12 protein-coding genes are annotated in these 14,083 nt (G+C 61.5%); 7 read left to right on the top strand and 5 right to left on the bottom strand.

Annotation, left to right across the window (positions count from 1 at the left end; translation table 11 throughout):
- Nucleotides 1–330: 330 nt before the first annotated feature.
- Complete coding sequence (locus tag F2P47_RS00525; RefSeq protein WP_152214207.1) at nucleotides 331–978, bottom strand: SCO family protein; 648 nt, start codon at nucleotides 976–978, stop codon at nucleotides 331–333.
- Nucleotides 979–1,186: 208 nt separating this feature from the next.
- Here F2P47_RS00525 and F2P47_RS00520 point away from each other — a divergent pair, with 208 nt between their 5' ends.
- The 4 genes from F2P47_RS00520 (at nucleotide 1,187) to F2P47_RS00505 (ending at nucleotide 5,156) form a co-directional block, all read left to right on the top strand.
- A complete protein-coding gene (locus F2P47_RS00520) occupies nucleotides 1,187–1,798 on the top strand; it encodes an ankyrin repeat domain-containing protein (RefSeq protein ID WP_152214206.1) in 612 nt (203 codons plus the stop codon).
- 165 nt (nucleotides 1,799–1,963) lie between these two features.
- Entirely contained in the window at nucleotides 1,964–2,968 is a 1,005-nt protein-coding gene (locus F2P47_RS00515) for an MBL fold metallo-hydrolase (protein WP_152214205.1), read from the top strand.
- Between the two features lie 91 nt (nucleotides 2,969–3,059).
- Nucleotides 3,060–4,448 carry an ActS/PrrB/RegB family redox-sensitive histidine kinase gene (locus tag F2P47_RS00510; RefSeq protein ID WP_246176663.1) on the top strand — a complete coding sequence of 463 codons (1,389 nt, stop codon included), beginning with the start codon at nucleotides 3,060–3,062 and terminating at the stop codon, nucleotides 4,446–4,448.
- A gap of 138 nt (nucleotides 4,449–4,586) precedes the next feature.
- Nucleotides 4,587–5,156 (top strand): ActR/PrrA/RegA family redox response regulator transcription factor, encoded by a 570-nt coding sequence (locus tag F2P47_RS00505; RefSeq protein WP_152214204.1) that lies wholly within the window; start codon nucleotides 4,587–4,589, stop codon nucleotides 5,154–5,156.
- Between the two features lie 3 nt (nucleotides 5,157–5,159).
- Here the strand turns inward: F2P47_RS00505 and F2P47_RS00500 are convergent, their stop codons facing one another.
- From F2P47_RS00500 to F2P47_RS00490, 3 genes are all read right to left on the bottom strand, one after another.
- Nucleotides 5,160–5,636, bottom strand: coding sequence for an MmcB family DNA repair protein (locus tag F2P47_RS00500; RefSeq protein ID WP_152214203.1), 477 nt, complete (start codon nucleotides 5,634–5,636; stop codon nucleotides 5,160–5,162).
- Between the two features lie 41 nt (nucleotides 5,637–5,677).
- The gene (locus tag F2P47_RS00495; RefSeq protein ID WP_152214202.1) at nucleotides 5,678–6,601 is read right to left on the bottom strand and encodes a phosphotransferase family protein; all 924 of its coding nucleotides are present in this window, start codon (nucleotides 6,599–6,601) and stop codon (nucleotides 5,678–5,680) included.
- Between the two features lie 91 nt (nucleotides 6,602–6,692).
- Nucleotides 6,693–7,814 carry a ferritin-like domain-containing protein gene (locus tag F2P47_RS00490; protein WP_152214201.1) on the bottom strand — a complete coding sequence of 374 codons (1,122 nt, stop codon included), beginning with the start codon at nucleotides 7,812–7,814 and terminating at the stop codon, nucleotides 6,693–6,695.
- Between the two features lie 225 nt (nucleotides 7,815–8,039).
- Between F2P47_RS00490 and F2P47_RS00485 the strand changes: the two genes are divergently transcribed.
- Nucleotides 8,040–9,317 carry a cytochrome P450 gene (locus F2P47_RS00485; protein WP_152214200.1) on the top strand — a complete coding sequence of 426 codons (1,278 nt, stop codon included), beginning with the start codon at nucleotides 8,040–8,042 and terminating at the stop codon, nucleotides 9,315–9,317.
- 120 nt (nucleotides 9,318–9,437) lie between these two features.
- Here the strand turns inward: F2P47_RS00485 and F2P47_RS00480 are convergent, their stop codons facing one another.
- A complete protein-coding gene (locus F2P47_RS00480; protein WP_152214199.1) occupies nucleotides 9,438–10,571 on the bottom strand; it encodes a diiron oxygenase in 1,134 nt (377 codons plus the stop codon).
- 495 nt (nucleotides 10,572–11,066) lie between these two features.
- On the opposite strand from F2P47_RS00480, the gene F2P47_RS00475 reads away from it, so the two are divergent.
- Both F2P47_RS00475 and F2P47_RS00470 read left to right on the top strand, forming a co-directional pair.
- Nucleotides 11,067–13,421 (top strand): efflux RND transporter permease subunit, encoded by a 2,355-nt coding sequence (locus tag F2P47_RS00475; RefSeq protein ID WP_152214198.1) that lies wholly within the window; start codon nucleotides 11,067–11,069, stop codon nucleotides 13,419–13,421.
- Between the two features lie 163 nt (nucleotides 13,422–13,584).
- Nucleotides 13,585–14,037 (top strand): tellurite resistance TerB family protein, encoded by a 453-nt coding sequence (locus F2P47_RS00470; RefSeq protein WP_152214197.1) that lies wholly within the window; start codon nucleotides 13,585–13,587, stop codon nucleotides 14,035–14,037.
- Nucleotides 14,038–14,083 lie beyond the last annotated feature (46 nt).

Here is a 14,083-nt window from a genome sequence, read left to right as displayed (position 1 = left end):
ACGTGCTCAAGAAACACGGGACTGCCGGACTGCCACGGGCGCAAGGTCCGGCAGCCGGAGATAAGTCGCAAGGCTAAAATGCTGTTCATGTCGGGCCACTGACTTTGCGCCAAGCGGTCTTGTTCGCTGGCGCGTCGGACTGAAGATCGGAAACTGTGGGTGAGGTCGTTCTATGTTCTGCGCTTAGGCGCAGAGCAGCCCACGCTCCAGAAGGAGCGCGCGAAGAAGCGCAAGCGTGGCGGGCCGTTTCCTGTCCATGAGGGGAAAATAGGACCCGCATGGCCCCGCCGTCAAGCCGGTGAGGCCCTATGGCACAGATCGACGGGCCGCTCAGAGATAGGAGGCGATCTTCTCGGCCATCTGGTCCGGGCTGACGCCGGGTGGAAAGAAGGTCAGGAATTCGCCGTTCGGCCCCATCAGATAGGCGACCGAAGAGTGGTCGACGGTATAGTCGGCATCCGCAGCCTTGGAACCATCGGCAGGCTGCTCCTTCACCTTCTCGTAGAAGACCCGGTAGGCTTTGGCCACAGCGGCGATCTGTTCGGCCGAACCGGTAAGGCCGATCAGGCGCGGATCGAACTGCTTGACATATTTGGCCAGAACCTCGGGCGTATCGCGATCGGGATCGACGCTGACGAAGATCGGCTGCACGTTCGCGGCCTTGTCGCCGAGCTTTTCAAGAGCGCCGGAAATGACCTGAAGCTCGGTCGGGCAGACATCGGGGCAAAAGGTGAAGCCGAAATAGATCAGCATGTATTTGCCCTGAAAATCCTTGTCGGTGACCGTCTTTCCGGTCTGGTCGACAAGGGTGAAGGGCCCGCCGACGCGCGGCTTTCCGACCGACTGGACGTTGGCACCCGCCTCCCCGTTCGGCCCGGTATTGTCCACAAGCCGGTCGACCTTCGGCGCAAGCGCCAGGCCAATGATGGCCGCGACGGCAAGAGCTGCGATGAGGATGATGAGGCGCTGGCGTGTCATTCGGCTTATCTCCCTTGGATATTCCTGACGTCACGGACGGGCGACCGTGACCCTGCGGCTTGAACCCGAGGGCTTGGCGAGCCTATAGAAGAGAGGAAGGTCGCCCAAGCCCAAGTCTGGCGAACCACGGCCCGGAGGCGCGACGGGTTTCGTGCTCTGGAGGGGTTTAAGCACACTCCGGCACCTTAGGAAATCCGAGGACGAAGCGATGCACGACGAAATGACACCCAGGAAGAGCCTTTTCCGACATGCCGGGCTCATACTCGCCGCTGCCCTTCTCGGCCCGGCACTGCTGGCGGGAACGGCGGTCCGCGCCGAAGACCCGCCCGGCATGAACATGCAGCTGGCGAATAATGATCTCGTAGATGCGGCCCGGGACGGCGATCTCAACGGCATCCACCTTGCGGTCATGCGCGGCCTTTCGCCCGACGACAGTGGTTCCGGCGATATCCCGGCCATCGTGGTTGGCGCCGACAAGGGCAATCTTGAGGTGGTGAAGTACCTCCTTTCGCTGGGCGCCCATCCTGACAACAAGGACAAGGACAGCCGCACGGCGCTCTCCGTCGTTGCCCAGTCGGGCCGCGCCGACATCGCCGCCGCCCTGCTCGACAAAGGCGCCAATCCGAACCTGACGGCCGAGAACAAGGACACGCCGCTGATGATCGCGATCCGCGCCCACCGGACAGCCGTGGTGAAGCTGTTGGTCGACCACGGCGCAGATCTCGAGGATACGGATGTCACGGGCCGTACGCCGCTGGATATGGCCGAAGAGCGCCATTACGAGGACATCCTCAACATCCTTCGGCAGGCCGGCGGCTAGGCCTCGATTTTCCCTCTTTTCCGGCAGGGCCTTTGCGAAGGCCCCGAGCCACCCTATCTTTGAGGGAAGATGGACATTTCCGAGAAATCGCCCCGTGTTGCCCGGATCGCTGCCAGGGTCCGCCGCAGACGCACGCCCGAAGATGAGGCGCGCAGGGATGGTGAGATGCCCCCCCGGCCCTTCCACCATTTGCCCGATGGCACTTTCCGCAACCCGAAGGGCGCGCCGAAGCGCAGCCTCGGGCGGCTGAAGCATGCAGGCCCCTTCTTCCTCGAAATGCTGAAGATGGGCGTGCGCAAGGTCGATATTCCCGAAGGCCATGTGGTGCCACGCGCCGATGCAGTGCGCGTGCTGGACGAGCACGTGGAAGCCCCGGGCGATTTCCTCACCTGGCTCGGCCATGCCGCCTTTCTCATTCGCATCGGCGGGCTCAATGTGCTCACCGATCCCTATCTGACCACCTATGCCGGCCCGGCAGGCCTGGGGCCCCGCCGCTTCGTCAAATGCGGCATCCCCATGTCCGAGTTGCCGCGCATCGACCTGCTCATCGTCAGCCACAATCATTACGATCATCTCGACGAGCGCGCGCTGGCGCGGCTGCCGAACAAGTCGCACATGACGGTGGTCGTGCCGCTGAGACTTGCCTCCTTCTTTCATGAGCGCGGTTTTCCCAATGTCGTCGAACTCGACTGGCACCAGAGCCACAAGATCAAGGGCGTGACGGTCACGGCGCTGCCCGTGGTTCACTGGTCGCGCCGCACGGGGCTCGACACCAACCGCACGCTCTGGGCGGGCTTCGCGCTCGAAAGCAAAGACCACAAGCTCTTCTTCGGCGGCGACTCGGGCTATGCCTCCGTCTTCAAGGAGATTGGCGAACAATACGGCCCCTTCGACACCGCGCTGCTCGGCATCGGCGCCTACGAGCCCCGCGCCATGATGAAGGCCTCCCATGCGAACCCCGAAGAGGCGGTGCAGATGGGCCTCGACCTCAAGGCGCGACGTGTCGTCGGCATGCATTGGGGAACGGTGCTTCTCACCGTCGAGCCGCCATTCGAGCCGCCAGAGCGCTTTCTCAAGGCGGGCGCCGAAAAGGGCTTCGCACCCAACGATGTCTGGATCATGTCGATCGGCGAGACGCGGCGGCTCAAGGGTTGGCCCTCGAACGAGTGAACCCCTCCGCTCGGCGACTGCGTAACTTTGCGTAGATGAGACAGCGCGCGCGCCACGCTACACTCCCGGCCGAACGAGACGGGAAATCATCATGGCTATTGTCGAAGACCGCGGGAGCATGGACTGGCTGAGGCGGCGTTTCCTCGCCAGTGGAAATGCGGATGTCGGCTCCGAAGCGGGCCGTGTACGTCTGCAGACGCTGGTGCTGCTGCGCTGGCTGGCGCTTGGCGGCCAGCTCGCGGCCATTCTCATCGTTCATTTCGGCTTCAGGTTTCCGCTACCGCTCGGCCTTTGCCTGACGGCGATTGCCGCCTCCGCATGGCTCAACGTCTTCCTTACGCATCGCTACCGCACGACCGTGCGCCTGCCCGACTGGCAGGCCGCCGTCTACTTCGCCATTGACCTGATGGAGCTTGCGGTGCTGCTCTTCCTTACTGGCGGGTTGCAGAACCCCTTCGCGCTCCTCTTCATGGCGCCGGTGACGATTTCTGCGACGACGCTTTCGCTCCGCAGCACCATTGCGCTGCTCTCGCTCTCCTTCGTCTATGTGACGCTGCTTGCCTTCTTCCACATGCCACTGCCCTGGCAGCCGGGCGAGCCGATCAACATTCCCTCGCTCTATATCGTCGGCCACTGGACCGCGATCTCCCTCGGCCTCGGCTTCATGGCCGCCTATGCCTGGCGCATCTCGCAGGAGTCTCGGCGCATGTCGGCGGCGCTGTCGGCGACGCAGTTCGTGCTGGCCCGCGCGCAGCGTCTTTCCGCGCTCGACGGCCTCGCCGCCGCCGCCGCCCATGAACTCGGCACGCCGCTCGGCACCATCTCGCTCGTCGCCAAGGAATTGCAGCGCGGCGGATTGAGCCCCAAGGAGATGGAGGAAGATCTCGAACTGCTGCGCAGCCAGGCAGAGCGCTGCAAGGACATCCTGTCGAAGCTCTCGCGCGAACCGAAGGGCGAGGACGCGCTGTATTCGCGCCTGCCGCTCCATGTGCTGCTCGACGAAATCGTCAAACCCCACCGCGACATGGATGTGGCCTTCAGAATTTCCGTCGAGGCGGGTGAACCGGATGTGCCGGAACCCGAAATCTGGCGCCGCCCCGAAATCCTCTACGGCCTTGGCAACTTCATCGAGAACGCCGCCGACTTCGCCCATGCCGAGGTCGCCGTGACCGTTGTATACGACCACCGCAACATCGCCATTTCCATCATGGATGACGGGCCGGGCTTCGCGCCCGACGTCATCGAGAAGATCGGCGAACCCTATGTCACGACACGGCCACGCGCCGCGCGCTCAAACGAGCCGGGCAGCGAGCACGAAGGCATGGGACTCGGCTTCTTCATTGCGAAAACACTGCTCGAACGCTCACGCGCCAAGGTCGAAATCTCCAATCGCACGGATGGCAAGCAGGGTGCGCTGGTCAAGGTAGTCTGGCCTCGTCAGGCCATCGAGGCCGAATCAGCCTTTCCGATGCCTGCCTGAAGCGGGCCTAAGCCAAGCCTGACATAGGGATTTTCCCTGAGTTGGCCTATTGCCGCAGGAAGGCCTAAAATCCGGCAGTCGAAACAGGTTGGCGGCGCCTGCCATTTCGAAATGGAAGGAAGAGAGAGCGTGCAGCACATGGCGGAGAAAATCGAGGATCAGGGCGCAGCGCCTTTCATTCCCGAAGACAAGACACTCCTTCTCGTCGATGACGACGTGCCGTTCCTGACACGCCTCGCCCGCGCCATGGAAGCGCGCGGCTATGAAGTCACGACCGCGAACACGATCAAGGAAGGCCGCGAACAGGCCCGCGCGAAAAAGCCGGGCTTCGCCGTCGTCGACCTGCGCCTCGAAGACGGCAACGGTCTCGACGTCGTCGCCGCCATGCAGGAGGCACGGCCCGAGGCGCGCATCGTCGTGCTGACGGGCTACGGCAATATCGCGACAGCGGTCGCCGCCGTGAAGCTCGGCGCGGTGGACTATCTCGCCAAGCCGTCCGATGCCGACGCCATCGAAGCCGCGCTGCTCGCCAAGACCGGCGACAAGGCGCCGCCGCCCGAAAATCCGATGTCGGCGGATCGCGTGCGGTGGGAACACATTCAGCGTGTCTATGAACTCTGCGACCGCAATGTTTCCGAGACGGCCCGCCGGCTCAACATGCATCGCCGGACGTTGCAGCGCATTCTCGCCAAGCGCGCGCCGAAGTAAGCGTCACTCCACATCCAGAATCCGGAACACGCGCCTCGCGGCGACGCGGGCGTATTGCAGCGTCAGCGCCTTTCGTCGGGCGGCGGGCAGCTGCACGTCATGCTCTCCTTCGCGCAGGATTTCCGCATCGTACTTGTCAGCGATGATGAGGCCGACATCGAGCGGGATGACCTCGCGCGGAAAATCCGGCGGCACGGCGAAAAAGAAGCGGTCGCAAAAGTCGAGATAGTCTTCCCACTTTCCATCCGTCAGATAGTCGGTGAGGCTCGACTTGATTTCGATGATGATGATCTCGCCCTTGGGGCCCAGCGCAATGATGTCGGCGCGGCGGCCCGTAGCGAGCGTGAGTTCGGTAAGCGCTGCATAGTTCATCTGCGCGAGAAGACGACCGCAACCGCGCTGCACGGCGGCCGCCGTTGCGGATTGACGCCCGTCAAAGAGGCGGAATGAGTCCTCTGTTTCGTCGCTGAAATTGGCCATGGGGCTCAAGCTACGCTTTGGCCGATGGAGTCTTCAAGGCGTCAATCTATCCCGGCCTGTGCCAGCGCCTCGTCGAGCCATTGGCGGCGGCGAAGCCCTTCGCGCGGATGGCCGCTCTCGCCGCCGAGTGCCAGCGAAACGGCCGCATTGACGGCAACCGCGAGCCGGTAGCGCGGAAGATTGGGGCTCGCGCCCGAGGCCGCAGCATAGCCGCGGAAAATGGCATCACGGAGCGGCCCTGCATTTTCGAAATGCCTGAGATCGGCTTCCGGCGCGCCGACGCCGGCTTCCGCGAAGTCGATGAAAGCAAGACCATCTCGACGCTCTTCGAGCACATTGGAGAGATTGAGGTCGCCATGCAAAAAAACGGGCGCGGGCGCGTCACGGCGCCACGCCTCTTTCAGCGCGTCGAGCTTGCGGCGCTGCTCCGCCGCGCTGATGCGCGTCATCGCCTCGTCGAGGCTTCGCATCAGACTGTCGCCGAGCTTCGCGGCGTCGGGCACCAACGAGCCTGTCAGGCGATGAAAATCGGCGATCGCCGCGCCGAGATCCTCGCCGAAGCGGTCCCTGTCGCCGGAGGCACGACCGAAGAAACCTGCCTCCTCCATATGACGTCCGGGCATCAATTCGCACCTGAGCCAGCCCGCAAGCGGTGGACCTGAATAGGTGCTGCCGAACCCCCAGGGATCGTCCCAGAGCCCCTGCCCGATGAGCTTCGGTGCGCGGAGCCGAGGACCCGAGAAGCCATCGAGCAGCCGCAAGGCGGCCGCTTCGCGGATGATCTTGCTCTCGCCGGTCCCGAGCCCGCCATGCCGGCGGGTCAGCTTCAGCACCGTGCCGTCGCCGAGATCGTAGACGCTGCCCCACAGTCCCTCGCTGACGAGACGCCAGGGCGGGGATGGAAGATTTTCGAGTTTTTCGGCGATCTTTGCCTGAAAGGCATCGCTTGTGGATTGGTCGAACATGGGCCGACTCTATCAGCCCGCCCATCGCGACGAGACAAAAAAGGGCGGCCCCGAAGGACCGCCCTCGCCTTGCCTTGGCGTCTCCGCGTTTTTATTCAGCAGCGACTGTCTGGGCGGTCTTCTTCGCGCCGAAATTGACGGTCTTGAGAAAGGCGATGCCCTGCTCTGCGATATCATCGCCGACCATGCGGTCGTCTTCGTTCTTCAGCTCGTCCATATCGACATAGATCGCATAGAATGCCTTGGTGCGGTCGGTGATGATGCCCGCCTTGAGCAGCGTTTTCACCAGAACGCGGAAGACGTTGGCAGCATCCTTCATGCCTTCGCGACGATCTTCGTCCGTCACCGCTTCGAGCATCTCGGCCTGTACGATCCGCCAGTCGAGGCCGAAATCGGCATAGATGACCTTCTTCTGCTCGGGGTTCACGAGGTTGAAGAGCAGTGTCTGGAAGACATTGGCTGCCCAGTCCTCGATGATGTCGCGCTCTTCCTGGGTGAGCTTCGGGATCGTGCGATCAGCCCAGATCTTTCCGAACTTGTGGTGGAAAGCCTCATCCGTCATGGCGAGCTGGCAGAGCTTCACCAGCAGGGGATCGCGCGCCGTGTTGAAGAAGGTCGCGAAAGTGCCCATCGCCAGGCCCTCGACGAGGAGCTGCATGCCGACGATCTTCTTGTAGACCTCCTTGGCATTGACCATTTCGGAGAGGAGGCTGCCGAGCGTCTCGCCGACCGGAAGCGGCTTGCCCCAGCGCGATTTCACATAGGCCGCGAAGGCCGTCACGTGGCGGGCCTCTTCGCGCGCCTGGTTCGCGGCATATTCCTGCGCGCCCGGATCGAGAAGGATGTGGCACAGCGAGGCGGAGAGGTTCAGCGCGCCCTGCTCGCCATGAAGGATCGCCGACATCATCCAGCGCGCCGTCTCGTTCGTGAAGCGGATCTTCTCCTTCTCGGACAAGGCCGCGAAGCAGGGAAGCGTCAGTTCCGGCACCAGATCGGGCGAGATCATCATCTCGTTTTCCTGATCGAAGGGCTCGCTGAAGTCGATATAGCGGGGGTCGACCGGGTCCCAGAAATGGTCATGGGTCGCCGAGATGATCTTGTCGAAGGCGCCGGAGCGGCGGTTGTAGCGCTCGACATTCATCATCGCTTCGAAATCGTCGGGCGAAACGGCTTCGTAGGCGTTGTCCTTCGTAATCTGACGGGCTTCGGTCATACCCTTTTCTCCCTATGGCTGGGGCGGTCCGCCGAGGCGCCGCCTAAAGTCACAATTAAGCTAGGGATTTCGAGGCGGGCTTGGCTATAGGGAAAATGACGGATGCGTCAACTTTACGCGGGTCTCTGAATATGAAAGTGACGCCTATGTCATCTTTTTTTGTGGCGCGAGGCTTCCCAAGGGTTATGCTCATCTCAACAAGATAAAAATACGGAGGAGAGATCCATGGGAATTGCCATCAAGACGTCCGGCCTGAGCTCGGCGGAAGCCGTTGAAGAGGCCTATTCGATTCCGCTTTCGGAAATCGATGTCGCCAAGCCCGAATTGTTCCGCACCAACAAGATGTGGCCCTATTTCGAGCGCCTCCGCAAGGAAGCGCCCGTTCATTATTGTCCGCACAATGAAGATGCCGGCGCCTACTGGTCGGTGACCAAGTACAACGACATCGTCTCGGTGGACACGAACCATCAAGTCTTCTCGTCGGAAGGCGGCATCACGCTGCGCGACCAGGATGAAGACTTCAAGCTGCCCATGTTCATTGCGATGGATCCGCCGAAGCATGACGACCAGCGCAAGACCGTGAGCCCCATCGTCGCTCCGGCCAATCTGGCCAAGCTCGAAGGTCTCATCCGTGAACGCGCGGGCAAGATTCTCGACAGCCTGCCCGAGAACGAGCCCTTCAACTGGGTGGATCGCGTCTCGATCGAACTGACGACGCAGATGCTCGCCACGCTGTTCGACTTCCCCTTCGAGGAGCGCCGCAAGCTGACCCGCTGGTCGGACGTCGCGACCGCTTCGACGGATTCGGGAATCATTGAGTCCGAAGATCAGCGCCGCGCCGAACTGCTCGAATGCGCCGAATATTTCATGGGTCTCTGGAACGAGCGCGTCAATGCGCGCGAGCCCGGCAACGACCTCATCTCCATGCTGGCGCATGGCGAGTCGACCCGGAACATGGACAAGATGGAGTATCTCGGAAACCTGATCCTCCTCATCGTCGGCGGCAACGACACGACGCGTAACTCGATCTCGGGCGGCCTTTACGGGCTGAACCTCTTCCCGAACCAGTACAAGAAGCTACTGGAGCAGGGCCCCGGCATCGTGCCGAACATGGTGTCGGAAATCATCCGCTGGCAGACGCCGCTGGCCTATATGCGTCGCACCGCGCTTCAGGACGTCGAACTCGGCGGCCAGAAGATCCGCAAGGGCGACAAGGTGGCCATGTGGTACGTCTCGGGCAACCGCGACGACGAGGTGATCGAGAATCCGAACGAACTCGTGATCGACCGCCCGCGTGCGCGTCAGCACATCTCCTTCGGCTTCGGAATTCATCGCTGCGTCGGCAACCGCCTCGCCGAGATGCAACTCCGCATCATCTGGGAAGAAATCCTGAAGCGTTGGCCGAACCAGCCAATTGAAGTTCTTTCTGAACCCCGTCGCGTTCATTCGAGCTTCGTGAAGGGCTATGAAGAGCTGATGGTTCAGCTGCCGAAGCGGGCCTAATCATTTCAGCAAGCGCCTCTTCCTCCCTCTGAAAAGGGGGAGGAATTTGGGCTCCGGCATATCGACAAAGAAAAAGGGCGGCTCCATGGAGCCGCCCTTTCGCATTCGTGCCCGACCGGATTATTCGGCGGCCGAAATCGTGACATTCCGCAGCGCGTCCACATTGGCGCCGAAGTTGATCTTCTGGAGGAAGCGGATGCCATCCTCGGCGATGTCGTCGCCGACCATGCGGTCGCCTTCGCCCTTCAGCTCGTCCATGTCGACATAGACCGCATAGAAAGCCTTGGTGCGCTCGGTGATGATGCCGGCCTTGAGCAGCGTCTTGATCAGAACACGGAAGATGTTGGTCGACTGCTTCATGTCCTCGCGGCGCTTCTCGTCCGAGATCGCCTCGATCATCTCATTCTGGACCTGCTGCCAGTCGAGACCGAACTCGCCATAGAGGATCTTCTTCTGCTCGGGGTTCACGAGGTTGAAGAGCAGCGTCTGGAAGCAGGACGCCGCCCAATCCTCAATGATCTCCTGCTCTTCCTTGCTGAGCTTCGGAATGGTGCGGTCAGCCCAGATCTTGCCGAACTTGTGGTGGAAGGCTTCGTCCGTCATGACAAGCTGCGTCAGCTTCACGAGAAGCGGATCGCGCGCGGTCGAGTAGAGCATCGCGAAGGCGCCCATGGCGAGGCCTTCGACCAGCATCTGCATGCCGACGATCTTCTTGTAGACCTCCGGCGCGCCGACGATGTCGGTGAGGAGATCGCCAAGCGTCTGGCCGACGGGGAGCGGCTTGCCCCAACGCGCCTGGACGTATTTCGCGAAGGCCGTGACGTGGCGGGCCTCTTCGCGCGTCTGGTTCGCGGCATATTCCTGAGCGCCCGGATCGCGGAGAATGTGGCAGAGCGAGGCGGAGAGGTTCAGCGCGCCCTGTTCGCCGTGAAGAATGGCGGAGAGGATCCAGCGGGCCGACTCATTGGCGAAGCGCACGCGCTGCTTCTGAGTCAGAGCCTGGAAGCTCGGGAGTGTCAGTTCGAGAACCAGTTCCTCGGGGAGGATCATCTCGTTCTCGATGTCAAAGCCTTCCGAGAAGTCGATGTACTTCGTGTCCAGCGGATCCCAGAAATGGTCATGGGTCGCGGAAATGATCTTGTCGAAAGCGGTCGAACGGGCGCCGTAGCGGTCCACATCCATCATCGACGGGAAATCGTCGGGAGCGACGGCGTCGTAGGCATTGTCTTTGGTGATCTGGCGCACTTCGCTCATGAAATCCTCCATTCGAGCGCCGGTCGGCAGAGCCGCCGGACACATTAAGGGCGCGCGCGGCATTCTTCAGTCCGCGCGATCTTGCTGCCAAAGATAAGCAGTCTCAATCTCAGGTCAAGAAAAAATGACGGGGGCGTCAGGTTTGTGAAGGATTCCTTATTTTCACAATTGTAAATTGTTTAATTTACCCGGCCCGTGCTATCGATAATGCAAGAGGGAAAGACCATCCCGGTCGGAAAGCGGTGGGGGCCGTGTGCTGACGAAAGAGGGATGGCGCAAAGGGAGGGGTAATCCTGCCGGATTACACGAAAAGCGCCGCGACAAACGGTGGCGCAAATGCCTGTCGGCAACCTCCGATGCGAACCGGATGATTGCGCCGGTCGGCTTCACGCACCCGCAAGGGAGCGAGGCCGCACCGGATGCGAGTTGATTTTGGCTTCGTAACCGGACCTGCCTTCCATATCAGGAAGGCAGGACAGAGACAGGTGTGCTCCAATGATCAAGTTTCTCGAGAATCTGGTCTTCAGACTCCGCGTCGTCATCCTGGCGACGCTCGCTTGCGTCACGGCCTTCGGACTTTACTTCGCCTTCCAGCTCCACATGACGGCGGGCTTCGACAAGCAATTGCCGATCGGCCACGAATACATCCAGACCTTCCAGCAATATCGCGACCAGCTCTTCGGCTCGAACCGCATCATCGTGGTTCTGGAGCCCAAGCAGGGCACGATCTGGAACAAGGATTTCTTCAAGGTCTACAAGAACCTCACCGATGAAATCTTCTTTCTGCCCGGCGTGTCGCGCCCGACAGTCACCTCGCTCTGGACACCCAATACGCGCTACCGCGAAATCACCGAGGACGGCATCAGCGCCGAAGATGTGATTTCCGGTAAGGTCACCGCCGACACGATGACGCCGAAGGCATTGACCAAGATCGAGAGCAACGTCATTCGCGGCGGCTTCGTCGGACGCCTCGTGTCGAACGATTTTACCGCCGCGATGGTCTCTGCCGAACTGCAGGATTACGACCCCTCGACCGGCCAGAAGCTCGACTACTTCGATCTGGCCGACAAGCTCGAAAAGCAGATTCGACAGAAATATGAAAACGATCAGTATACGGTCCGCATCATCGGCTTCGCGAAGTCGGTGGGCGACATCGCCGCGGGCGCCAATGGCGTTCTCGTCTTCTTCCTGATCGCCTTCCTGCTCACAGCACTATCGGTCTATCTCTATTCGCGCTCGGTGCTGCTCACCTTCGCCACGCTCTTCTCTTCGCTCACTTCGGTCGTGTGGCAATTCGCGCTGCTGAATCTGCTCGGCTACGGTCTCGACCCGCTGGCGATCCTCGTTCCCTTCCTCGTCTTCGCCATCGGCGTCAGCCACGGTGTGCAGCAGATCAACCTCATCACGGCGGAATTGAGCAACGGCGCGACGAGCGAAGAAGCGGCGAGGGCGAGCTTTTCGGGACTTCTGGTGCCCGGAACTATGGCGCTCACCACGGCGCTTGTCGGCTTCGGGACGCTTTATCTCATCCCCGTGGGCATGATCCGCGAGCTGGCCATCACGGCCTCGATCGGTGTTGCACTCAAGATCATCACCAATCTCGTTATGCTGCCGCTCGTGGTGAGCTACATGACATTCGACAAGGATTTCGTAAACCGCGTCGCTCGCTCCCGCGAATTCCGTCTGAAGATCATGCGCTGGCTGGGCAAGGTGGCCGAACCGCGCAACGCGGTTGTCGTACTTGTCGTTTCCTTCACGCTTTTCGGCTACGCGGCCTGGGAGAGCCGCAACCGGCATGTGGGCGCGCTTCATGCGGGGGCGCCGGAATTGCGGGAAGACTCGCGCTACAATGTGGACTCGCGCGACGTCGCATCGAAATTCGCTCTTGGTCTCAATCAGCTTACCGTCGTCGTCGAAACGCCGCCGGATGCCTGCGTCGATTATGAGACGCTCAAATTCCTTGATCAGTTCTCTTGGCACATGGAGAACACGCCGGGTGTGAGCCTCGTCCTGTCGCTGCCCTTCGCGGTCAAGTCATCGTCAGCCGGATGGAACGAGGGCAACCTCAAATGGCAGGCCATTCCGCGCAACAAGGACGCACTCGCGCAAGCCGTCGCCTCGGTTCCCGGCCAGAGTGCCATCATGAATCAGGAATGCACGCTGCTTCCGCATCTCATCTATCTGAAGGACGCGAAGGCAACGACCATCGCCACCGTCGTCGCATCGGTCAAGGCGTTCCGCGCCGCTCACAATATGAAGGGCGTCAACATCCGCCTTGCCTCGGGCAACATGGGCGTACAGGCGGCCGTGAACGAGGAAATCTCGCAATCCGAACTGCCGATGATGATCTGGGTCTATGTGGTCATCATCGCGCTGGTCACGCTGACCTATCGCGACTGGCGGGCGGTCATCGCCTGCTGCCTGCCGCTCACCTTCGCGACCTTCTTCGGCTACTGGTTCATGGAGGTGCTGCAGATCGGCCTCACCGTCGCGACGCTACCGGTCATGGTGCTCGCGGTCGGTATCGGCGTCGACTATGCCTTTTACATTTATAACCGTATCCAGTTCCATCTGGCGGAGGGCCGGAACATCACCGAGTGTTTCCAGATGGCGCTCCTCGAGACCGGCATGGCGACCTTCTTCACCGCCATCACGCTGGCCATCGGCGTCTCGACCTGGGCTTTCTCGGCGCTCAAGTTCCAGGCCGATATGGGCCTGCTGCTGACCTTCATGTTCCTGGTCAACATGGTCATGGCGATCACCGTCCTGCCGGCCCTCGCCGTCATTCTCGACATGATCTTCCCGCGACGTGTGCCGGTAAGGCACCGCAAGAGCATTATGGCGCACTGACAGGCACGACCAAATCCCGGGTGGGCGACCGCAAGCCCGCCCGCCCGGGCATGCGGCGCAAAAGCGCTTACACTTTTCAGGATCGCAATCTAAACTGCCCGCCAAGAACAACAGGGGGGGCCGTCCCGGGAGGGGCCGCTTCACGATTGGAGCTGAGAAAAGAATGCTGGAGAGGATTATCGAAGCCCTGAAAAAGGGCGTGGCCAAAAATGCAGCACCGGCCGCCGGCGCCGAAGTCAAGCGCCTGGCTGCCGCCGCGCTGATGATCGAGGCCGCCCGCCGCGACAATGACTTCGCGGATGACGAGCGCGCCGCAATCACTCGTATCGTCGGCGAACACTTCAAACTCTCTACCGACGACGCGGAGGCCCTGGTTGACCTTGCGGAACAGCGCCAGAAGGTTCCCTTTGGCGAGACGATCTTCACCCGGACCGTTCGCGACTCCTTCACGCCGGAAGAGCGCAAGGACGTGCTGCGCATGATGTGGGAAGTCGCCAATGCCGACGGCCAACTTCACCGTCTTGAGGGCGTGATGATCGAGCGCCTTGCGGTCGAAATCGGCCTCAACAAGGCGGATAGCGAAAGCGCCCGCGCCGAAGTAACGGCCAAGAGCTGAGCTCCCAGCCGGATTGATAAATGAAGGCCGCGCCCGGCACCGGGCG

It is taken from the genome of Parvibaculum sedimenti (assembly GCF_009184905.1).
Classification (GTDB): Bacteria; Pseudomonadota; Alphaproteobacteria; order Parvibaculales; family Parvibaculaceae; genus Parvibaculum; species Parvibaculum sedimenti.
This window is presented reverse-complemented; position numbering and strand designations above follow the sequence as displayed.